Below are 20,138 nucleotides of genomic sequence, written 5' to 3'. Positions count from 1 at the left end.
GTAGTTTGACCGTCCATGAGCACGCTGAAGGACCGCCTAACCGCCGACATGCGTTCCGCGCTCAAGGCGCGCGACGAGCTGACCACCTCCACGCTACGGATGGCCCTGGCCGCCGTCGGCACCGCCGAGGTCGCCGGCAAGGCCAAGCGCGAGCTCACCGACGACGAGGTGCTCGTGGTGCTGACCAAGGAGGCGAAGAAGCGCCGGGAGGCGGCCACCGCCTTCGCCGACGCGGGCCGCGCCGAGCAGGCGGCGAAGGAGACCTCCGAGGGTGAGGTGCTGGACCGTTACCTGCCCAAGCAGCTCTCGGACGCCGAGTTGACCGAGCTGGTGTCTGGGGCACTCGCCGCGGGCGGCATCACCGGGAAGGCCCAGATGGGCCCGGCGATGAAGGCGGCCCAGGCCGCGGTGGCCGGCCAGGCCGAGGGTGGTCGGGTGGCCGCTGAGGTACGCCGCCAGCTCGGCCTCTGACCGGCGGCACCCAGACCAACGGGGTTCCGACACCGCGCGGTCCGGACACCGCGCGGCCCTGAAACCCGCCGACGCAGTCCGGGCAGACGAAACGGGCGGGCACTCGAAGGTGCCCGCCCGTTTCGTGCGTCTTGCTCGTCGGCTCAGCCGCCCGGGCGGCCCGTGCCGGGTCGACCCGGGGTGCCGGGCTGGTTCGGCTTGTTCGGCGTGGTGTTTCCCGGCGGGGGAGCGCCGCCGCCGCTGCTGACCTGGATGGTGACCACGCCGCCCTTGATGGTGCGCCCGTCCGGGCTGGTGCCGGCGGCGGTGCCAGCCGGACACGTCGAAGTCACCTTCGTGTCGGAGACGACCGGGTCGAAGCCGGCGTCCTTGAGCCGGGACTTCGCGCTGTCCACCGACGCGCACTTCACGCTGGGGATGCTGCGCTGGTCACCCTGGGAGATCTTCTGGCCCGGCGGGTCGAACGGGATATCCGGTTTGCCCTTCATCGCGTCCCGCAGCGTCTCCCACACCGGCGGGTTGATGCCGTCCTTCTCGCCGTGCTTCATCTTGACGTTGGTCTGCGGCCAGTCCGGGTCGGCCATGATGCCGGCCACCGCGTACTGCTTGGTCATCGCGACCAGGGCTGCGGTCTTCTCCGAGTCGGTGGTGCCGGACTTGCCGGCCACCGGCGCACCGACGTCCCTCCGCACGTTGCCGGCGGTGGCTCCCGTGCACCTGGAGGTCGTCGACCGGTCACCGACCGGGCAACGGGCCGCGTCCACAGCGGCGCGGGCCACCTCGGTGCTGAACCGCTTCTCGCAGCGCGGGTTGGCGATGTCCAGCTTTTTGCCCTCCGGGTCCCGAATCTCCTGCACCGGGATCGGCTCGCAGAATTTGCCGTCCGCGGCCAGGGTGGCGTAGGCATTGGCAAGGTCCAGCGGGGTGGTCTGCGAGACGCCCAGGGTGAACGCGCCCCACTGGTGCGCCCCCCGTTCCAGGTCCAGGTCCTCCTGGGCTCGGAAGTTGATGCCCAGCCTCTTCGCGGCCTTGACCACGTTCTCCGCGCCGACCTGCTGCTGGAGTGGCACGAAGTAGGTGTTCACCGACCGGCCGAACGCGCCCCACATGGTGTGCACGCCGGCCATGCTGTCGGTCGAGTTGGTGGGGCAGTAGAAGTGGGTCCCGGCGCAGGCTGCTGGGCCTGGTCGGATGATGTACTCCGACTTGAACTGCTTCGGCGCGTTGATGGTGTAGCTGAGGGGGATGCCCTTCTCCAGCGCCGCCACGACGGTGAACATCTTGAACGTCGAGCCGGCCTGGTAGCCGGTGATGCCGTCGCCGCCGGTGAGCAGCGGGTTGACCGTCGCCGGGTAGTTGCCCCGGATGCCCTTCCTCTTCTTCGCGGGATCGCTGGAGATCCTGTTCTTCGGGTTCTTCGGGTCGTCCAGCTTGAACTGGCGGTTGACCGCGAGCGCCCGAACCCGCCCGCTGCCCGGTTCCACCACGGCGACCATGGCGGCCTCCTTGGAGGTCTCCTTCTTGGCCCTGCGAACCGCGGCGTCGGCGCCCTTCTGGGCCTGCACGTCGAGCGAGGTGATGATGGTGTAGCCGCCGCTCTTCAGCCGCCGCTCACGGTCGTACGACGTCGAGCCGAACGTCTCCTGCTGCATCCACCAGCGGTAGAAGTAGTCGCAGAAGAAGCCCCAGCTGTTGACGTTGGCGGCGACGCAGCCGTTGGGGGTGCGCTTGTCCTTCACCACCAGCTTGGTCGCCTTGGCGGCGTCGGCCTCCTGCTGGGTGATGGCCTTGATGTCGACCATGTTCTGGATGACGTAGTTGCGTCGGTTCAGTGCGAGCGGGAAGCCGGCCTTGGTGGTCGGGTCGTTGGTGGTCGGCGCCTTCACCATGCCGGCCAGCAGCGCCGCTTCCTCGATCTTGAGCTTGCTCGGCGGCTTGCCGAAGTAGACCTGGCTGGCGGCGTACACGCCGTACGCGCCGTTGCCGAACGAGGCGAGGTTGAGGTAGCGGGTGAGGATCTCGTCCTTGGAGAACTCCTTGTCGACCTGGAGGGCCAGCCGCATCTCGCGGAGCTTGCGGGCGCTGGTGTCCTCGGTCGCGGCAACCACGTCGGCCGGGTGGGTGGCCGAGTACGCGATGGCCAGCCGGACGTACTGCATGGTCAGCGTCGAGGCGCCCTGCCGGCCGGCGCTCTCGTTCTGGTTGTTGACGAACGCGCGGGCGACACCGTTGATGTCGACGCCGTTGTGCTTGTAGAAGTCGTGGTCTTCGGCCGCGATGATGGCCTTCTGCATGTCCGGCGAGATGTCGGCGAGCTTCACGTCGCGCCGGTTCTCGTCGTACATGATCGCCAGCGGTGTCTTGCCGTCCGAGGCGTACAGGTAGCCGAGCTGTGGCGCGCGGGCCACCGTCAGCTCCGTGGGCAGGGCGCCGAATGTCTCGGCGCCGGCCTTTGCGGCCAAGCCGGACATCGCCACTGCGGGGAAGGCCGCCGCGGCGACCACCACGCCGGCCAGCAGGCCACATACGAGCAGCGATGCGGCGTTGGTCAGCACATTGTGGTCACGTTTCCGCATCCAGGTCACCTCAGCAGGGTACGCGAGTAGGGAACGAGGGGGCGCTGGGGCGTTCTTCCCCATTTCCTGCGCGCGCTGCCCTCGTTGTGCTAAACGCACGACCCCCGGTGCGTGGTTGCGTCTGACCTGGCGTGAGTCTCCTCCGATCGAAGGAAGCGGCGCAGCGTTTTCGCCGACCTCGACGGGGTAACCGGCGGTCGAGCGCCCGGGAAGCCGGGAGTGTCCGGAATGATGGATTTCGCCGACAACGTTGCGTAATCAGTCGACTACAGAGCATGATGGGGGGCGGCGACAGCGCCACATGTCGTTCGCGCCGCCTTGGGGAAGGCGAGCCGGGCGATCGGGGGGAATTGCCGGCTGACGTGCAACGAGGTCGGTAGGTACTGCAAGGGGGGACGTGTACACATGGGCATGATCACTGACTGGCCGTCGCTGGCGGCGTGTCAGAACGGGGACCCGGACGCGTTGTTCGTACAGGGCGCCGAACAGAACGTGGCGAAGCGGATCTGCCGGAGCTGCCCAGTTCGGTACGAGTGCCTGGCCGACGCGCTGGACAACCGGATCGAGTTCGGTGTGTGGGGTGGCATGACCGAACGCGAACGCCGAGCGCTGCTGCGTCGTCACCCGCAGGTGACGAGCTGGCGCAAGATGTTCGAGGCCGCGATGAAGAAGAACAGCAAGGACAAGGCCGGCAAGGACAAGATTCTCGTCAGCGCGGCCACCTGACGCCGGTCACGGCCGGCTGATCGCCGCGCCGATCGTCCGCAGCCCGTCGACGTCGTGCACGTCGGCGGGTTGCGCCGTCACCGACACCGCGGGCACCGCCGGGAACGCCTCGGTGAACCGCGCGGCCACCTGCTGCTCGCGTACCGCTTGGCGGGCCAGCGCGGCGTGCGCCCGCAGCACGTCGGCGGTGGCCTCGTGCCCACCCAGCTCGGCCAGCCGCTCCGCGGCGGCCCGGCTCCGCTCGGCGTCCAGCTCCGGAACCGCAGGCCGGTGCACCCGGTTGAGCACCAGACCGGCCAGCGGCATGTTCTCCTCCCGCAGTCGGCCGGCGAAGTAGGCGGCCTCCCGGACAGCGTCCGGCTCCGGCGCCGCGACCAGCACGAAGGCCGTCTCCCGTGCCTGGAGGATGCGGTACGTCTGCTCGGCCCGCTGCCGGAAACCGCCGAACATCGAATCCAGCCCGGCCACGAAGCCGGACAGGTCGGTGAGCAGCTGCGCGCCGAGCACCTTCTGCACCACCTTCGAGAACATCCCGAACGAGGCGGTGACCAGGCTGAACATGCTCCGCCCACCGCTGCGGGCCGGTGCCAGCAGCAGTCGCAGCATGCGGCCGTCGAGGAAGCGGGAGAGCCGGGCCGGCGCGTCCAGGAAGTCGAGCGCCGAGCGGGACGGCGGGGTGTCCACGACGATCAGGTCCCACTCGCCCCGGGCGTGCAACTGGCCGAGCTTCTCCATCGCCATGTATTCCTGCGTGCCGGCGAAGGTCGAGCTCATCGCCTGGTAGAAGGGGTTGGCGAAGATCTCCGCCGCCTTCGCCGGATCGGTGTGCTGCAGCACCACGTCGTCGAAGGTGCGTTTCATGTCCAGCATCATGGCGTGCAGCTCGCCGCCGCTGGCCTCGACGTCGATCCCCTTGACCTGCCGGGGCGTGTTGTCCAGCTCGGTCAGGCCCAGCGACTGGGCCAACCGGCGGGCCGGGTCGATGGTGAGCACCACCGTGCGGCGGCCGTGGTGCTCGGCGGCCCGCAGCGCCAGCGCGGCGGCCGTGGTCGTCTTTCCCACCCCGCCGGCACCGCAACACACGACGATCCGCACGCCCGGGTCGGCGAGGATCTTGTCGACGTCCAGCTGCGGCGCCGCGTCTTCGGAAGGCACCAATCGAGCGTATCGGGCCGGGTGGGTCCGTGCGCCCGTGCCGACCTCAGGTGTGAGTCAATCCGCCCGGAGGAGGGCCTGAGCCAGCGTCGCGAGCCCCGCCCGGTCCACCCCGTCGGCCAGCAACGGCAGCTCGGTCATCGGCAGCCCCAGCTCCACCAGCTCGGCCCGCAGTGAATCCTCCAACTCGCGCCGGATGAGCTGGTCACGCGCCTCGTCGTGCAGGCCGGCGACGGTTTCCCGGTCGGCCGGCAGCCCGGCGGCGACCAGCCCACGCTTCAGCTCGGCCGCGGTGACCGCCCGACCGGAGGGCACCGGTGGCCGCGTGCCGTTGACGATCACCCGCCCGATCCCGAAGCCGAGCGAGGTCAGGTCGGCGATGGCGTCCACCGTCTCCTGCACCGGCATCTCCTCCAGCAGCGTGACCACGTGCACCGCGGTTATCGGGGACCGCAGCAGTGCCGCGACCCCCTCGCTCTGAGTCTTGATCGGGCCCACCTTGGCCAGCCGGGCCGTCTCGGCCGTGACGTTGAGGAACCGGCCGATCCGCCCGGTCGGCGGGCCGTCCAGCACCACCGCGTCGTACACGCGCCGCTGCCCGGACGTGCGGGTGGTGGCCTCCTTCGCCTTACCGGTGAGCAGCACGTCACGCAGGCCCGGGGCGATGGTGGTGGCGAAGTCGATGGCGCCGAGCTTGCGCAGCGCCCGGCCGGCGGCACCCAACTTGTAGAACATGTCGAGGTATTCGAGCAACGCCTCCTCGGCGTCCACGGCCAGCGCGCGCACCTCACCGCCGCCCGGGGCGTCAGCGAGGTGCCGCTCCTCGTACGGCAGCGGGTCGATGCCGAAGAGCTGGGCGATGCCCTGCCGCCCCTCGACCTCCACCAGCAGGGTGCGCCGGCCGCCGGCGGCCAGCGCCAGGGCCAGCGCCGCCGCCACGCTGGTCTTGCCGGTGCCGCCCTTGCCGGTCACCACGTGGAGACGGGCCGACCATCCGGTACCGGCCGGGTCGGTCGGCCGCTCAGCTGCACGCACCCGTCGAGCCTATCCAGGCCTGCCGGTCACGCGACCTCGCAGACCCACCAACCCGACTTCTGCACCACCGTGAAGCGCAGGTCCTGGTCGGCCACCTTCTCGTCGGAGGTGGTCATGGTGACCCGGGTGGAGACGGTCGCCCGTGCCCCGGTCTGGTTGTCCACCTTCGGGCTGGTCCACCGGAAGCGGGGGTTCTTGTACTCGGCGGCGTACTTCTGCACCTCTGCGACCTTCGCGGCGATCTTCTCGTCGTCCCGGGCGGCCGCGCAGACGCGGCTGGCCGCCTTGGTCGCGTCGCGGTCCTTGTAGACCGCGGTGAGAAACTCGTCGACGGCGACCGCGGGTTCCTTGGCGCCCTCGCCGGTCTCGGCGTTGCGCAGGGTCAGGAACGCCACCACGCCGCCGCCCACGCAGAGCACCATGATCACGACGAGCGCGATCGCCGCGATCAGCAGGCCGCGCTTCTTCTTGGGTTCGGCGGCGCCCTGGTACGGGGGGTAGCCGGGCGGGGGTGACGGGATCGCCGACGGGTCCTGGGCACCCGATGCCGGTGCCGAGCCGCCGGGACCCTCGGGCGGGGCAGGCAGGGCGAGCGGCCCGGGCTGCGCCGCGGGGGCCGGCTGGTCGGGAACAGCCGGACCGGCGGGATCCCGGTGGGCCTGCGGGAGTGCGGGCGGCCCGGCCTGGTCGCCGCTGGGCGGTTGGGTCATGTCTTTCCCCCGGGGGGTGCGGGCGCCCGCCGCCACCCCTGGCGCCGAGCGTGATCGAGCGGGTGGCCGGCGCTGCGCGACCGTCCGACCGGAAGGGTAGCGGTCAATCATCGAACCGGTGTCGCCCCTGCCGGGCCGGGCGGGCGACGGATCCGGCCGACGGGATCTCCGACGCGGTGCCCCGTAGGGCCTCCCACCTGCGATGTGTCGCATATGTGACTAGGGGTTACCGGCCGTGCGCGTCCTGTTGGCGGGACTGCGGCCACGGACCTTACCTTCGATCCCGGGTGCGGGGGCCGGGACGGATGGATGGTCCGATCGGAGGCGTGATCCGACAGGTACGACCGGAGGCAGTGCATGCGCGACGTGGACAACATCCCTCGCACCCAGTTCCCAACCAACGACCGGCTGCGCCGGTCCGGGTCCCGGGGCGAAGCTGACGGGCCGGTCGGCAGCCTGCCGGTCAACGAGCGGTCGTACCGCCGGGTGCCGGAGCCGACGGAGGTGGTCCTCGCGTCGGGTCGCCCCGCCGAGCGGGGCCGGGACGACGAGGAGCCGGGCTTCGTCATCCACCTGCCGATCCGGGTGCCCGACCTGGCGGCGGCGACCGCGCTGGCCGGTCGGGTCGCGGTGTCCCTGGGTTTCCTGCCGGAGCTGGACGCCGGTGAGACCACCGTTTCCAACGCCGACGACCAGAACAACCGGCATCGGGTCTTCTGCGACCTGCTGCTGCCCGACCGCTCCCGCTGCCCCCAGGGGTACGAGCACGAGGGGCCCTGCGGTGAGCTGCCGGCCGCGCCGGAGCAGCGTCCCGCACCTCGCCCCGCCAGCGGACCGTAGGCTGTGCCTCGAATACGTCCGCACCGAGAGGGAGCCCTCCAGCGATGCAGAAGTGGGAATACTCCACGGTCCCGCTGCTGGTCCATGCGACCAAGCAGATCCTCGACAACTGGGGCGAGGACGGGTGGGAACTCGTCGCCGTGGTCCCCGGGCCGAACCCGGACCAGCTGGTCGCGTACCTGAAGCGGCCCAAGGCATGAGCAACGGTCCGCACGCGAAGCTCGCCGAGCTGGGTCTCGAACTGCCCGAGGTGGTGCCGCCGGTGGCCAGCTACGTACCGGCCGTGCAGTCCGGCCAGCACGTGTACGTCTCCGGGCAGCTGCCGATGGCCGAGGGCAAGCTGCTGGCCACCGGCAAGGTCGGCGCCGGTATCTCCGGCGAGCAGGCGAAGGATCTGGCCCAGCGGTGCGCGCTCAACGCGCTGGCTGCGGTCGACTCGCTGGTCGGTCTGGAGAACGTGGTCAAGGTGGTCAAGCTGACCGGGTTCGTGGCCTCCGCGCCCGGCTTCACCGGCCAGCCCGCGGTGATCAACGGCGCCTCCGACCTGCTGGGCACCGTCTTCGGTGAGGCCGGCCGCCACGCCCGCAGCGCCGTCGGGGTGGCCGAGCTTCCCCTGGACGCGCCGGTGGAGGTCGAGCTGATCCTCGAGGTCGCCTGACGCGTCGCCGGCCCCGCGGTCGTGCGCTTCCTGGCCGATGAAAGCCCCGAACGGGGACGAATCAGGGACCGCAGGTGCAAGATCGCGGGGTGTGGCGCGCGGGGTCGTACGATCGCAGCCATGAGCGGGCACGTGACGGCGCCGGCGGCGGCGCTCGCCGACGAGCTGCCGAGCTGGGTGACGCTGCTGCGTGCGCCGAACCCGGGTCCGATGACCCTCGACGGCACCAACACCTGGGTGCTGCGCGCCCCGACGGCGGAGTACGGCGTCGTGGTCGACCCGGGGCCGGCGGACGAGGGGCACCTGGCCCGGATCGCCGAACACGGCCCGATCGGGCTGATCCTGATCACCCACGGCCATCCCGACCACACCGAGGGTTCCGCCCGCCTGAGTGAGCTCCTCGGCGGCGTGCACGTCCTCGCCGTCGACGCGGCGCACACCATCGGTGGTGCGCCGTTGACCGATTCGGGCGAGCACTTGGACGGCTTCGGCCTGGAGATTCGCCTGCTGGACACCCCGGGGCACACCGGCGACTCGGTCTGCTTCCTGGTCGAGTGCGGCGACGAGCGGGTGGTGCTCACCGGTGACACCATCCTCGGCCGGGGCACCACCGTGGTGGCGCAACCCGACGGGCACCTCGGCGACTACCTGACCAGCCTGGAGCTGCTCTCCGCGTACCGCGGGGTCCCGGCGCTGCCCGGGCACGGCCCGGCGCTGGCCGACTGCGCCGCCGCCGCCGAGTTCTACCTCGCCCACCGCCGGGCCCGTCTCGACCAGGTCCGGGCGGCCGTCGCCGCGGGCGCCCACACCCCCGCTGAGGTGGTCGCCGCGGTCTACGCGGACGTGGACCGCTCCCTCTGGTGGGCCGCCGAGTGGTCGGTCCGCGCCCAGCTTGAGTACCTGGGGGTCGGCACCGGGGAATCCGAGCCCCGGGTCAGTGGGTTGGAGCAGACGTGACCTGCCCCGTGTGCGGAACCGTCGCCGTCCCCGGCGCGCGGTTCTGCCACAACTGCGGGGCGGCGCTGCCGGCCGCCGCGACGTTGCCGGCGGCCGAGCGCCGGGTGGTCACCGTGCTCTTCGGCGACCTCTCCGAATTCACCTCCTGGTCGGAGGACCTCGACCCGGAACGCGTCGGGGCGGTCACCGACCGGGTGCTCGCCGCCCTCGCCGGCGCGGTGAAGACCTTCGGCGGGCACGTCGACAAGCTGACCGGTGACGGGATCATGGCAGTCTTCGGTGCTCCGGTGGCGCACGAGGACGACGCGGAACGTGCCGTCCGGGCCGCCCTTTCGATGCAGCGGGCTGTCCGCCGGGTGCTCGACGACGAGCGGGGCGGCGGCGCGCCGCTCGGGCTGCGGGTCGGGCTGAACACCGGCGACGTCATCGCGGGCATCCAGGCCGCCATCGAGTACACGGTCATCGGGGACACGGTGAACACCGCCGCCCGGCTGGCTGACGCCGCAGCGGTCGGCGCGGTCTACGCCGGTGGAAGGACCTCCGCCGCCACCCGGCACGTGGCCTCATGGCGTGCCCTGCGCCCGCTGCGGCTCAAGGGCAAGCGCGAACCGGTCGAGGCGTACGAGCTGCTGGGTCTGCTGGACGCGCCGGGCACCCGGTCGGGGCTCGGCGACGAGGCGCCCTACGTGGGCCGGGAGACCGAGATCGGTCGGGTCGCCGGCCGGCTCGCCGAGGTGATCGACCAGGGTGACCCGCGGGTGCTGCTGATGACCGCCGAGGCGGGCATCGGCAAGTCCCGCTTCGCCGCCGAGGTGGAACGGCTCGCCGCCGGATACGACGTCGGCGCCGGCCGGTACGCCGCGCACACCGGCGCCCGGGTGCTCTCGGTGCGCTGCGCCGCCTTCGGTGAGCGGCGCCGGCTCGCGCCGCTGGCCGATCTGGTCCGCGCCGCGGTCGGCCTGCCCGGTGACGCGGCCACCGCGCTGACCCGGCCGGCGGTCGAGGAACGGTTTCGCCGGCTCAGCCAGCGGCTCGCCCGCGCCGGTGGAGAGACCGCACCGATCGCCACCGACCAGCTGCTCGCGTTGCTTGGCTACGCCGAACTTCCCGCGCACGGCGGCACCGACAACGGCGAGTGGGGCGCGGGCGCGCCGGCGGCCGACGCCGAGGCGGTGCCGAACGCGGTCGCCGACCTGCTCAGCGGGCTCGCCGCCGAGGCGCCGCTGGTGATCGTGGTGGACGACCTGCACGACGCCACCGCCGAGACGATCCGCGCCCTCGGGCTGACCCTGTCCCGGCTCACCGGCCCGGTGCTGGTGCTGCTGCTCGGCCGCCCCGAGCTGGTCCGTACCGCCGGCGCGCTGACCCGGGTCGCGGACGCCGAGGTGCACTCCCTGCCGCCGCTGCGCGGTGCCGACGCGGCCCGGCTGCTCACCAGCTACCTCGGTGGTGGCAAGCTGCCGCCGGCCGACACGGACCGGCTGCTCGCCACCGCCCAGGGCAACCCGTTCTACCTGGCCGAGCTGGTCACCCTGCTGATCGAGCGCGGGGCGCTGACCACGGTGGAGCCGGCCCGCGGTGTCCGCGCCGGGTCCGGCGAGCGGGACCAGGGCTCGACGGCCGGCTGGCGGCTGGTGCCCGGCTCGCTGGGCAGCCGGCTGCTCTCCCGGGACCTCGCCGCGGTGCTCGCCGCCCGGATCGACGCGCTGCCACCGGACGCCCGCTCGGTGCTGCGCGACGCCGCGGTCATCGGTGACGCGGTGCCCACCGGTGCGTTGGAGGCGCTGCGTGAGCAGCACGGCGGCCGCGATGGCCGGCCCTCGGCCGTGGCCGCGGTGGAACTCGACCGGGCCGTCGATGAACTGCTGCAACGCCGGATGCTGCACCGCACCCGCCTCGGCTACGCGTTCGCCACTCCGCTGATGCGGGAAGCCGCGTACGCCGGGGTGAGCAAGGCGGAGCTGGCCGAGCGGCACGCCGCGCTGGCCCGCTGGGCTGCGCCGCGGGACGAGGCCGCCGCCGGCACGCCGGGCGGGTTCACCGACGAGGCCCGGGACGACTTCGTGGCCACCCATGTGGAGCGGGCCGCCAGGCTCGCGGACGCGGTGAAGCTGCGCCCGGACGCGCCGGCCCGCGCCGTGGCCCCGCTCGGGGTCGCCGCGCTGGGCCGGGCCGCCCGCCGGTCGTTGTCGGCCGGCGAGCCGGCGCTGGCCGTGGAGTACGCCGAGCGCGCCACCGAACTGGCCCGCGACGGGGTGCCGGCGGCGGACCGGGTGGTGCACGCTCGGGCGCTGCTCCAGATCGGCCGGGTCGTCGACGCGCTCGCCTACGCCGAGAAGATCGCCGCGAACGCGGGGGACGAAGCAGTTCGGGCCAGCGCCCTGCTGCTCGCCGGGCAGGCCCAGCAGACCCTCGGCGACCAGGGCCGGGCGGTGGCCGCCTGGCAGGAGGCGTTGCAGGTGGCCACGGACGGCGGCCTGCCCACCCTGCGCGCCTCGGCGATGCGGCGGCTCGGCATGGCCGACTTCGTGACCGGGCGGCTGAGCCAGGCGAGCAGCCGGTTGGCCGCCGCGTACCAGGTGAGCCTCGGCGCACAGGACCGGCGCGGGCAGGCCTGGTCGTTGCAGAACCTGGCCTGGGTGACCACCACCCGGGGCGACTTCGCCGGCACCGACGCGGTGCTCGGCCGGGCCGCACGGCTCTTCGCCGAGTTGAAGGATCCGTACGGGCGGGCCTGGCTGCGGGGCACGGCGGCGTTCGCCCGGCTGCTGGCGGGCCGGCTGCGCGAGGCGGGCCGGCTGGCGCGGGTCTTCCTGCCCTTCGGCGAGCGGGTCGGCGAGGCGTGGGCGGTGGGCACCCTGCGGGCGGTGGCGGCGTTCGCCACCGCCGAGCTGGGCGACCTGGCCGAGGCGGACCGGGAGGCCCGGCGCGCCTACCGGGAGTTCGCCGCTGCCTCCGACGACTGGGGGCGCGGGTTCGCGCTGGTGGTCCGGGCCGTGGTGGCGCGCGGGCTGGGGGAGCCGGAACACGCGGCCGACCTGCTCACCGACGCCCTGGCGTACGCCGACCGGACCTCGCACCCGCTGCTCACCGGGATGGCCGGCACGCTGCGGGGCTTCGTGGCGCTGGACATGGGTGACTGCGAGACCGCCGAGCAGGCCGCCCGCGCGGTGCTGACCGCTGTGGAGCCGCACAACCCGCAGGCCCCGGCGCAGGTCGCGCCCCGGGTGCTGCTGGCGACCGCCCGGCTGGCGGCTGGCGACTCGGCGACCGCGGTCGGGCTGCTCGCCCCGGTGGCCACCGCCGCCGCGAACGCGCCATCGCTGCTCTTCTCCCGCCGCCAGACGATGGCCCGGTACGCGTCGGCGCTGCTCGCCCACGGTCAGCGGGACCAGGCGCTGGACTGGGCACGGCGGGCGGTCACTGCACCGGCCGAGGACGTACGCAGCCAGGTGATCGCGGCCAGCGTGCTGGCCGAGGCGCTGGCCGCCTGCGGTCGCCCGGCTGAGGCCCTGTCCTGTGCGGACGAGGCGGTGCGCCTGGCGTACGCCACCGAGCAGCGCAGCGAACGCGCCGAGGCGGATGCCCTGCGCGCCCGCCTCACCGCCACCCCCTGACCCGGCGCTCTCCCCGCGGCCCGCGCCGATCGGGGGGCTGGCGTGGTGGGGTGGGTTATTGACGGTTTCGGGGATGTGGTGGTCGGGGTGAGCGGCTAGCGTGTCAACACCGTGCGGGGTCCACAGTGGTGACCGTCGCCGTGCCTGGGGAGGCTCTCCATGAAGCTGCCGCGTTCCGTCGCGGGCTGGACCATCGCGGTCTTCGGTGTGCTGGCGCTGCTGATGGGTGCGCTCGGGCTGCTCTGGCCGGAGGCGCTGCTGCGCATGCTCGGGTTCGACGTGCCGGCCAGCCGTGCCGTCGGTGACCACACCGGCACCTTCCTGCTGGCGTCCTCGATGGCGTCGTTCAACATGGGCGTCTACTACCTGCTCGCCACGGTGACCGAGTGGCGGGCGTTCTACCGGTTCACGGTGGTCTTCCGGCTGGTCACGTTCACCGTGTTCAGCATCGCGGTGCTGGCCGAGATCGCTCCGGACCGGTTCTTCGGGGTGGCTGCCTGGGAGGGCCTTGGCGCGCTGGCCACCGCCGTCGGCCTGCGCCTGGACGCCCGTAGGAGTGCGCCGGCCGGCGCTGGCGCGACGGAGGAACACACCGCTGCGACGGCTGATGGCACCGACGTGGCCGGCGATGTCGGAGAGGGGCCCGGCGCGGCCGGTGCCGCTCCGGCGGACGCGGTGCGCTGAGCCACCGGCAGGGTTGGGTATTTTCGAGCAGTGACCGACACCCCGACCGGCGGCTTGCCGGTGCCGAATGTGCCCGGTCTGACCGACTTGCGGGTCTTTGCCCGGGGTGGTTACGCGACCGTCTACCAGGCCACCCAGATCTCGGTGGGCCGCGAGGTCGCCGTCAAGGTGGAGAACCGCACGCTGGACAGCGAGCGTGACCAGGCCCGCTTCCTGCGCGAGGCGCGGGCGGCGGGGCGGATGTCGTCACACCCGCACGTGGTCGACCTCTTCGACGTCGGGGTCACCGTCGACCAGCACCCCTACCTGATCATGGAACTCTGCGACGGCTCGTACGCCGAACGGATGCGCACCTCGCCGCTCGGCCCGGTCGAGGCCCGCGACCTCGGCCTGAAGATCGCTGACGCGTTGGCCCACTCGCACGCGGCCGGGGTGCTGCACCGCGACGTCAAGCCGGCCAACATCCTCTACTCGGGCTTCAACTCGGCGGTGCTCGCCGACTTCGGGCTGGCCGTGCTCGCGGAGCACCGCGACGCCTCGGTCACCCTGGAGGTGCTCACCCCGGCGTACGCGCCGCCGGAGATGTTCAACCACAGCCCACCGTCGCCGGCCGTCGACGTGTACGCGCTCTGCGCCACCCTCTACGCGGTGATGCACGGTCGGCCGCCACGCTGGCAGTCCGAGCGAAACCCCAGCCTCGTCACCGTGCTGGAGATGTTCAACCAGCCGCTTCCTCGCCTGCCCGGCGTGCCGGACGAGCTGATCGACGTACTCCGCGCCGGCATGGCCAACGACCCCGCCGATCGGCCCTCCGCTCTCGAACTGCACGAGCTGCTCGCCAGCCTGCCGCTCGGCCCGCCGTCGACGCCGGTCAGCGGTGCCCCGGTCAGCGGCGGAACGGGCTACGCCGCCGGCCAGCCGGCGCCGCGCCCCCCGGTTGAGGACGTCCACCCGACGGTCCCCGCCGGTCGGCGCTGGCGGCGCTGGTTCCTCGGCGGTGCCGGGGCGCTCGCGCTCGCCGCCTCGGCCAGCGCCGGCGCCTGGATGGCCGGCAGCGGCCCACCGCCCGAGCCGTCCCCCTCGGTCAGCCGGGTCGCCGCGCCAGCGACCGGGCCGCTGCCCGGCTGCACGACCGGCACCGGCGCGCCGACCGCTCTGCCCGAGGGCGCCCACTGCCTGCCCGAGCTGGAGTGCTTCGGCCCGGTGCGGATCCGCGGCACCCGCGCCGAGGCGGCCCGCGTCCCCTGCACCGGACGGCACACCTGGGAGACGTACGCCGAGGGCGTCCTGCCGGTGTCCCTGGTCGGCGCCGAATACGACGACGTGGTCGCGGCCGAGCCGGTGCGCCAGGTGTGCAGCACGACCACCTTCCGACTGACCACGGCGATCAGCGACCCGGTCGGCTGGCACCTGGAGGTGCTCCCGCCGGTGGACGGCAGCGTCGACCGGACCTACCGGTGCCTGGCCGGGCGGGGCGTCGACGCGCTCACCGCGCCCACACTCACCGGTCGCTGAGCCCGCCCAACCCGCGCCGCCGGTCACGCACCGCACGCAACGCGTCCCGGCTGTCCAGAGCTTCGAGCGTATCCGCGTCGATCCCGTACGGCCTCAACTCCGGCGGCCCGGCGGCGAACGGACGGTCCACCGGCTCCGGGTCGTCGCCCTGGCGGGCGGCGGACACGGACACCCCGGCCACCATGGTCAGCAGGACGCAGAGCAACGCGAGGGCTACGCCGAGAAGATCCTGGCGGCGCCAGACGACCAGCGTGACCAGCACCGCAAGGGCTCCCAGCGCCGCGACCACCGCTACCGTCCGCGCATCGGACCTGGACAATCGACTCACCCCTCCAGCATGTCGTCACAGGGCCCGCTGTCAACCACAGAGCCGTCCGACGTGCCGGTCGACGCCACCAGCCGGCCCCACCGACCAGACCGATCGGCGCGCACACGGAGTGGACCGAAATCGCTACTCCCGGTGTCCCGCAGGCCGGTTCCGTCAGCGAGGTCGCCCATGACCACACGCACTGCCCAGTCCCGGCTCCGCTCGGTCGCGACGACACTGGCGGTCGCCCTGACCCTCACCCTGGCCGCCGCCGCCGGCTGCGACAGCCGGCAGCAGCCGGACCTGCCGTCCGTGCAGGAGAAGCTGTCGTATATACAGTCGATCGGTATATGCTGTGATCATGGCGAGTGCTTCCATGCAAGAGTCGACCTATCTGATCCTTACCGCGCTCGTCGAGGCCCCACGGCACGGGTACGCAGTCCTCGATGAGGTCCGCCGGATCTCCGACGGGCGCGTTGACCTGCGCGCCGGCACCCTCTACGCGGCCCTGGATCGGCTGCGAACCGAGGGCCTCATCGACATTGATCGCGAGGAGCAGGTGCAGTCCAGGTTGCGCCGGTACTACCGACTCACCGCGCCCGGCGCGCGACGCTTGGCCGAGGAGTCGGCGCGCCTGCGGAGCAACGCCGAGGCGGCGAACGTGCGACTTCGCCGTGCCGGCCTCATCTTCGAAGGCGGCTTGGCGTGAGATTGGACCAGGTCTACCGGTGGCTGTTGGCCTGCTATCCCCGTGAGTACCGCCAACAGTACGAGGACGAGATGCTCGGGGTGCTGCTGGACGACGCGGCGCCCGACCAGCGAAGGCCCGCGGCGCGCGACGTGCTCGCCCTGCTCGGCGGGGCGTTCCGTGCGCACGTCCGCCAACTGGATGCCCGACTCTCGGTCGATGCCTGGCGGGAAGCCGCAGCGGTACTGGGTCTGATCGCCTCGCTGGTGCTGTTCGCGCGCGCCGCGCGCCTTCCGGTGTTGCACCTCGCCCTGCTCGCGGACGGCCATCCGTTTGGGCTCGGTCAGGAGGTCGTCTCCTGGCCGTCGTGGCTCGGCTCCGGGGTGTGGCTCGTCGTGGCGATGTTGGCAGCATTGCGGTGGAGCCGGACAGCAGCCGCGACCGCCGTATGCGCTGCGGCGTTCGAGGTGGTGCGGGTCGCCGGGGCGTATGGGCAATATTCCACGGTGTTCAATCTCTGGCCGGCGGTGCTGGCCGGGATGGTCCCCGTGGCGCTTGTCGTCCGCGCTCCCGGCTCCGGCACAGCTGGCATCGGCCGCTGGCGGCTTGACCTGCTGGCTGCGGCGACGCTGGTCAGCGTCGGTGCCCCGAGCATCGCCACCGTTGCATTTGCCGACCGCTGGACGGAACCCGTTCGAACCTCCTGGATATTCACCGTCGGCGTCGGCCAGATCGAAGCGATTCTGCTGAGTGTGGGATACCTGCTTTTCGCCCTCGTCATCCTGTCCACGCCGGCGGTGCTGCGACGGCGCCTCCTCGCGCTGGTTGTCCCGGTGGGCGTCACGCTGCTGCTCACCCGACTGGGGCTTGGGACCACGGAGACGTTCCTCGAGCGTGGAACCCACGATGGCGTCCTCGATGCGCTCACCCCTGCGCAGGGGCTGACATTGGTGCTGGTGCCCGCGCTGCTCTTCGCAGTGGCCGCGGCCGTACTCCACTACCGGGAACGGCCGGGCTCCCAAGGCGCGTAACCGCGAAGTGGGCCGGTCAGTACGACTTCTCCTGACCGAGGACGTGCTGGGCCACGAAGTTGAGGATCATTTCCCGGCTGACCGGGGCGATCCGGCCGGCCCGGACCGCTCCGAGCAGGGTGGCCACCCCGTACTCGGTGGTCATGCCGGCGCCGCCGAGCACCTGGACGGCGGTGTCCACGGCGAGCGCGGCGGCCTCCCCGGCGGCGTACTTGGCCATGTTGCCGGCCACTCCGGCCTCCAGGTCGCGGCCGGCGTCGTACAGGGTGGCCGCCTTCTGGATCATCAAGCGGGCCAGCTCGACCTGCACCGCCGCGTGCGCGAGCGGGTGCGACACTCCCTGGTGGGAGCCGATGCTGCGGCCGCCCCAGACCTTGCGGGTGGCGGTGTAGTCACTGGCCCGCTCGATGGCGTACCGGCCGGTGCCGGCGCCCATCGCGGCGACGGTGATCCGCTCCGGGTTGAGCCCGGCGAAGAGGGCCGGCAGCCCGGCGTCCAGCGACTCGCCGACCAGCGCGTCGGCGGGCACCCGCACGTCGTCCAGGTAGAGCAGGAACTGGTTCTCCGGGGACAGGATCTCCATGTCCAGCTTGGACCGGGTCAGACCGGCCGCGTCGGTCGGCACGAGGAACAGCGCCGGCTTGAGCTTTCCGGTCCCCGCGTCCTCGGTGCGGGCCACCACCAGGACGTGCCCGGCCTCGTCGACCCCGGAGATGTAGCACTTGCGGCCGGAGATCAGCCAGCCGTCACCGTCGCGGCGGGCCACCGTGCCCAGGCGGTGGAAGTTGGAGCCGGCCTCCGGCTCGGTGATCGCGAAAACGATCTTCTGGGAGCCGTCGGCGAGGCCCGGCAGGTGCCGCTTGCGCTGCTCCTCGGTGCCGTGCCGGTTGATGACGGTGGCCGCGATGGCGGGGGAGACCACCAGCAGCAGCAGCGGGCAGCCGGCCGCCGCCAGCTCCTCGCAGACGATGGCCAGCTCGGTGATGCCGCCGCCCCCGCCGCCGTACTCGGTGGGGATGTTGACCCCCAGGTAGCCGAGCTGGCCGGCCTCGGCCCACAGCTCGGTGGTGTGTTCCCCCGATTTCGCTTTCGCTACGAAATAGGAATGACCATAGCGGCGGCCAAGTGCCCGCACGGCGTCGCGCAGCTGGTCCTGCTCGGGGGTGAGGTCGAAGGTCATCGGGGGTCCTCCTCGGGATTGACCACGGCCAGCACGGCGCCGGTGCGGACCTGACCGCCGGCCGGCACCGGCAGCTCGGCGACGACGCCGTCGGTCGGGGCGAGCACGGGATGTTCCAGCTTCATCGCTTCCAGCGTGAGCAGCGGATCGCCGGCCGTGACCCGCTGGCCGACCTGCACGTGCACCCGGGTCACCGCGCCGGGCAGCGGCGCGAGCAGCGACCCGGCGGCCAGCTCCGCGGTGGGCAGCGGGAAACGCGGCAGTTCGGCAAGGCTCGCCGGCCCGTCCGGGCCGTCCACGAAGACCGCCGACCCCACCCGGTGTACGCGGTACGCGCACCGCACCCCGTCGACGTCGAGCACCACCCGGTCCGGGGTGGCCTCGACCAGTGCCACAGCGGGGTCGGCGGCGCTGGGCTCGGCGGCACCGGGGTCGGCGGACCATTCCGCCAGCCCGCCCGTACGGTCCAGCCGGTAGCGGACCTCGATCTCGCCGTCGGGGCCGGTGAACCGGGTGACCTGCGGGACGGCCGGCACGTTGCGCCAGCCCGACGGCAGCCCGGCCAGCACCCGAGCATCGGCGCGACGACCGGCGGCGGAGGCGAGAGCCGCCGCGAGCGTGGCCAGCGGGAGCCGGTCGGCGGGGAGCAGCGGGGTGAAGACCTCGGAATGCCGGTCCAGGAACCCGGTGTCGATCTCCACGGCGGCGAATGCGGGGCTGCGCAGCACCCGGACCAGCAGGTCCCGGTTGGTGGTCACCCCGTGCAGCTCAGCGCGGGACAGCGCGGTGGCCAGCAGCCGGGCCGCCTCGGCCCGGGTCCGGCCCCAGGCGACCAGCTTCGCCAGCATCGAGTCGTAGTGCACGCCGACGGTCGAATTGGCCACCACGCCCGAGTCGAGCCGCAGCCCGGGGGCGGCCAGCGCGCCGAACTCGGAGGCCACCCCGGGGACCGTGAACCGGTGCAGGGTGCCGGTGGCCGGCCGCCAGTTCGCGGCCGCGTCCTCGGCGCAGAGGCGTACCTCGATCGCGTGCCCGGTGCTGCCCGGCAGCGTCGCCGGCAGCGGCTCCCCCTCCGCGACGAGCAGTTGCAGCCCGACCAGGTCCAGCCCGGTGCACAGCTCGGTGACCGGATGCTCCACCTGGAGTCGGGTGTTCATCTCCAGGAAGAAGAACTCCCCGTTCGGGGCGAGCAGGAACTCCACCGTGCCGGCGCCCAGGTAGTCGACCGCGCGACCGGCGGCGACCGCCGCCTCGTGCAACGCCGTCCGCACCCGCTCCGGGACGACCGCCGGCGCCTCCTCGACGATCTTCTGGTGCCGGCGCTGGATCGAGCAGTCCCGGTCGCCGATGGACACCACCCGACCGTGGGCGTCACCGAGGATCTGCACCTCGACGTGCCGGCCGCGCTCGACGTACCGTTCGATGAAGACCGTGCCGTCGCCGAACGCCGCGGCCGCCTCGCGCCGCGCCGAGGCGACGGCCTCGGCAAGCTCCCCGGCGTCCCGGACGATCCGCATCCCGCGCCCGCCGCCGCCGGCGGCCGCCTTGACCAGCACCGGGAAGTCGCTGATCTCGTCGGTGTCGGTCCAGCTGGCCAGCATCGGCACGCCCGCCTCGGCGAGCAGCGCCTTCGCCGCCAGCTTGTCGCCCATCGCGGCGATCACCTTGGCCGGCGGCCCCACCCAGGTCAGCCCGGCGTCGGTCACCGCCGCCGCGAACTCGGCGTTCTCGGCCAGGAAGCCGTAGCCCGGATGGACGGCGTCCGCGCCGCTGCGGCGTGCCGCATCCAGGATCTTCTCGACCCGCAGGTACGTCTCGGCCGGCGTGTTTCCCGGCAGCCTCACCGCTTGGTCGGCCTCGGCGACGAACGGCGCGGCGGCGTCCGCGTCCGAGTGCACGGCGACCGTCTCCACGCCGAGCGCCCGGCAGGTCGCGAAGACACGGCGGGCGATCTCACCCCGGTTGGCCACGAGCAGTCTGCGAATCAT

General features: G+C 72.7%; 18 protein-coding genes. 11 read left to right on the top strand and 7 right to left on the bottom strand.

Annotation, left to right across the window (positions count from 1 at the left end; genetic code table 11):
• Positions 1-15: 15 nt before the first annotated feature.
• Entirely contained in the window at positions 16-471 is a 456-nt protein-coding gene (locus tag ACWD6N_RS05755; protein ID WP_387324107.1) for a GatB/YqeY domain-containing protein, read from the top strand.
• Between the two features lie 143 nt (positions 472-614).
• Here ACWD6N_RS05755 and ACWD6N_RS05750 read toward each other — a convergent pair whose 3' ends face one another.
• Entirely contained in the window at positions 615-3,047 is a 2,433-nt protein-coding gene (locus tag ACWD6N_RS05750; protein ID WP_387324110.1) for a transglycosylase domain-containing protein, read from the bottom strand.
• Positions 3,048-3,452: 405 nt separating this feature from the next.
• Here ACWD6N_RS05750 and ACWD6N_RS05745 point away from each other — a divergent pair, with 405 nt between their 5' ends.
• A complete protein-coding gene (locus ACWD6N_RS05745; protein WP_007466209.1) occupies positions 3,453-3,773 on the top strand; it encodes a WhiB family transcriptional regulator in 321 nt (106 codons plus the stop codon).
• A gap of 6 nt (positions 3,774-3,779) precedes the next feature.
• Here ACWD6N_RS05745 and ACWD6N_RS05740 read toward each other — a convergent pair whose 3' ends face one another.
• Genes ACWD6N_RS05740 through ACWD6N_RS05730 form a run of 3 tightly spaced genes read right to left on the bottom strand, consistent with a single transcriptional unit; the run spans position 3,780 to position 6,673 of the window.
• Positions 3,780-4,931, bottom strand: a complete 1,152-nt coding sequence (locus tag ACWD6N_RS05740) for an ArsA family ATPase (RefSeq protein ID WP_354963384.1) — start codon at positions 4,929-4,931, stop codon at positions 3,780-3,782.
• Between the two features lie 54 nt (positions 4,932-4,985).
• On the bottom strand, positions 4,986-5,963 hold the full coding sequence (locus tag ACWD6N_RS05735; protein WP_387324113.1) for an ArsA-related P-loop ATPase: 978 nt from the start codon (positions 5,961-5,963) through the stop codon (positions 4,986-4,988).
• 26 nt (positions 5,964-5,989) lie between these two features.
• A complete protein-coding gene (locus tag ACWD6N_RS05730) occupies positions 5,990-6,673 on the bottom strand; it encodes an Rv0361 family membrane protein (protein ID WP_354963386.1) in 684 nt (227 codons plus the stop codon).
• Positions 6,674-7,030: 357 nt separating this feature from the next.
• Between ACWD6N_RS05730 and ACWD6N_RS05725 the strand changes: the two genes are divergently transcribed.
• From ACWD6N_RS05725 to ACWD6N_RS05695, 7 genes are all read left to right on the top strand, one after another.
• A complete protein-coding gene (locus tag ACWD6N_RS05725; protein WP_387324116.1) occupies positions 7,031-7,513 on the top strand; it encodes a hypothetical protein in 483 nt (160 codons plus the stop codon).
• 44 nt (positions 7,514-7,557) lie between these two features.
• Positions 7,558-7,713, top strand: coding sequence for a DUF4177 domain-containing protein (locus ACWD6N_RS05720; protein WP_007466198.1), 156 nt, complete (start codon positions 7,558-7,560; stop codon positions 7,711-7,713).
• Positions 7,710-8,171, top strand: a complete 462-nt coding sequence (locus ACWD6N_RS05715) for a RidA family protein (RefSeq protein ID WP_354963388.1) — start codon at positions 7,710-7,712, stop codon at positions 8,169-8,171. The genes ACWD6N_RS05720 and ACWD6N_RS05715 overlap by 4 nt, the downstream gene beginning before the upstream one ends.
• A gap of 120 nt (positions 8,172-8,291) precedes the next feature.
• Entirely contained in the window at positions 8,292-9,128 is an 837-nt protein-coding gene (locus tag ACWD6N_RS05710) for an MBL fold metallo-hydrolase (RefSeq protein ID WP_387324119.1), read from the top strand.
• Positions 9,125-12,745, top strand: a complete 3,621-nt coding sequence (locus ACWD6N_RS05705) for an adenylate/guanylate cyclase domain-containing protein (protein WP_387324122.1) — start codon at positions 9,125-9,127, stop codon at positions 12,743-12,745. The genes ACWD6N_RS05710 and ACWD6N_RS05705 overlap by 4 nt, the downstream gene beginning before the upstream one ends.
• Positions 12,746-12,904: 159 nt before the next feature.
• The gene (locus ACWD6N_RS05700; protein WP_387324124.1) at positions 12,905-13,429 is read left to right on the top strand and encodes a hypothetical protein; all 525 of its coding nucleotides are present in this window, start codon (positions 12,905-12,907) and stop codon (positions 13,427-13,429) included.
• 30 nt (positions 13,430-13,459) lie between these two features.
• On the top strand, positions 13,460-14,944 hold the full coding sequence (locus tag ACWD6N_RS05695; protein WP_387324127.1) for a serine/threonine-protein kinase: 1,485 nt from the start codon (positions 13,460-13,462) through the stop codon (positions 14,942-14,944).
• Here the strand turns inward: ACWD6N_RS05695 and ACWD6N_RS05690 are convergent.
• The gene (locus ACWD6N_RS05690; protein ID WP_354963393.1) at positions 14,931-15,272 is read right to left on the bottom strand and encodes a hypothetical protein; all 342 of its coding nucleotides are present in this window, start codon (positions 15,270-15,272) and stop codon (positions 14,931-14,933) included. The genes ACWD6N_RS05695 and ACWD6N_RS05690 overlap by 14 nt on opposite strands.
• A gap of 340 nt (positions 15,273-15,612) precedes the next feature.
• Between ACWD6N_RS05690 and ACWD6N_RS05685 the strand changes: the two genes are divergently transcribed.
• Entirely contained in the window at positions 15,613-15,960 is a 348-nt protein-coding gene (locus tag ACWD6N_RS05685) for a PadR family transcriptional regulator (RefSeq protein WP_387324133.1), read from the top strand.
• A complete protein-coding gene (locus tag ACWD6N_RS05680) occupies positions 15,957-16,970 on the top strand; it encodes a hypothetical protein (RefSeq protein ID WP_387324136.1) in 1,014 nt (337 codons plus the stop codon). The genes ACWD6N_RS05685 and ACWD6N_RS05680 overlap by 4 nt, the downstream gene beginning before the upstream one ends.
• 16 nt (positions 16,971-16,986) lie before the next feature.
• On the opposite strand, the gene ACWD6N_RS05675 is transcribed toward ACWD6N_RS05680, so the two are convergent.
• Entirely contained in the window at positions 16,987-18,150 is a 1,164-nt protein-coding gene (locus ACWD6N_RS05675) for an acyl-CoA dehydrogenase family protein (protein WP_387324139.1), read from the bottom strand.
• The gene (locus tag ACWD6N_RS05670) at positions 18,147-20,138 is read right to left on the bottom strand and encodes an ATP-binding protein (protein WP_387324142.1); all 1,992 of its coding nucleotides are present in this window, start codon (positions 20,136-20,138) and stop codon (positions 18,147-18,149) included. Before ACWD6N_RS05670 ends, ACWD6N_RS05675 begins: the two co-directional genes overlap by 4 nt.

The sequence above is a fragment of the Micromonospora sp. NPDC005163 genome, from assembly GCF_053599835.1.
The sequence above is the reverse complement of the archived record's forward strand: the minus strand, read 5'-3'. Positions and strand labels throughout refer to the sequence as shown.

Coding starts and splice junctions, on each gene's coding strand:
- ACWD6N_RS05710 (WP_387324119.1), top strand. CDS start 8,292: ATGAGCGGGCACGTGACGGCGCCGGCGGCGGCGCTCGCCGACGAGCTG.
- ACWD6N_RS05750 (WP_387324110.1), bottom strand. CDS start 3,047: ATGCGGAAACGTGACCACAATGTGCTGACCAACGCCGCATCGCTGCTC.
- ACWD6N_RS05685 (WP_387324133.1), top strand. CDS start 15,613: ATGGCGAGTGCTTCCATGCAAGAGTCGACCTATCTGATCCTTACCGCG.
- ACWD6N_RS05730 (WP_354963386.1), bottom strand. CDS start 6,673: ATGACCCAACCGCCCAGCGGCGACCAGGCCGGGCCGCCCGCACTCCCG.
- ACWD6N_RS05720 (WP_007466198.1), top strand. CDS start 7,558: ATGCAGAAGTGGGAATACTCCACGGTCCCGCTGCTGGTCCATGCGACC.
- ACWD6N_RS05725 (WP_387324116.1), top strand. CDS start 7,031: ATGCGCGACGTGGACAACATCCCTCGCACCCAGTTCCCAACCAACGAC.
- ACWD6N_RS05670 (WP_387324142.1), bottom strand. CDS start 20,138: ATGATTCGCAGACTGCTCGTGGCCAACCGGGGTGAGATCGCCCGCCGT.
- ACWD6N_RS05700 (WP_387324124.1), top strand. CDS start 12,905: ATGAAGCTGCCGCGTTCCGTCGCGGGCTGGACCATCGCGGTCTTCGGT.
- ACWD6N_RS05755 (WP_387324107.1), top strand. CDS start 16: ATGAGCACGCTGAAGGACCGCCTAACCGCCGACATGCGTTCCGCGCTC.
- ACWD6N_RS05675 (WP_387324139.1), bottom strand. CDS start 18,150: ATGACCTTCGACCTCACCCCCGAGCAGGACCAGCTGCGCGACGCCGTG.
- ACWD6N_RS05745 (WP_007466209.1), top strand. CDS start 3,453: ATGGGCATGATCACTGACTGGCCGTCGCTGGCGGCGTGTCAGAACGGG.
- ACWD6N_RS05715 (WP_354963388.1), top strand. CDS start 7,710: ATGAGCAACGGTCCGCACGCGAAGCTCGCCGAGCTGGGTCTCGAACTG.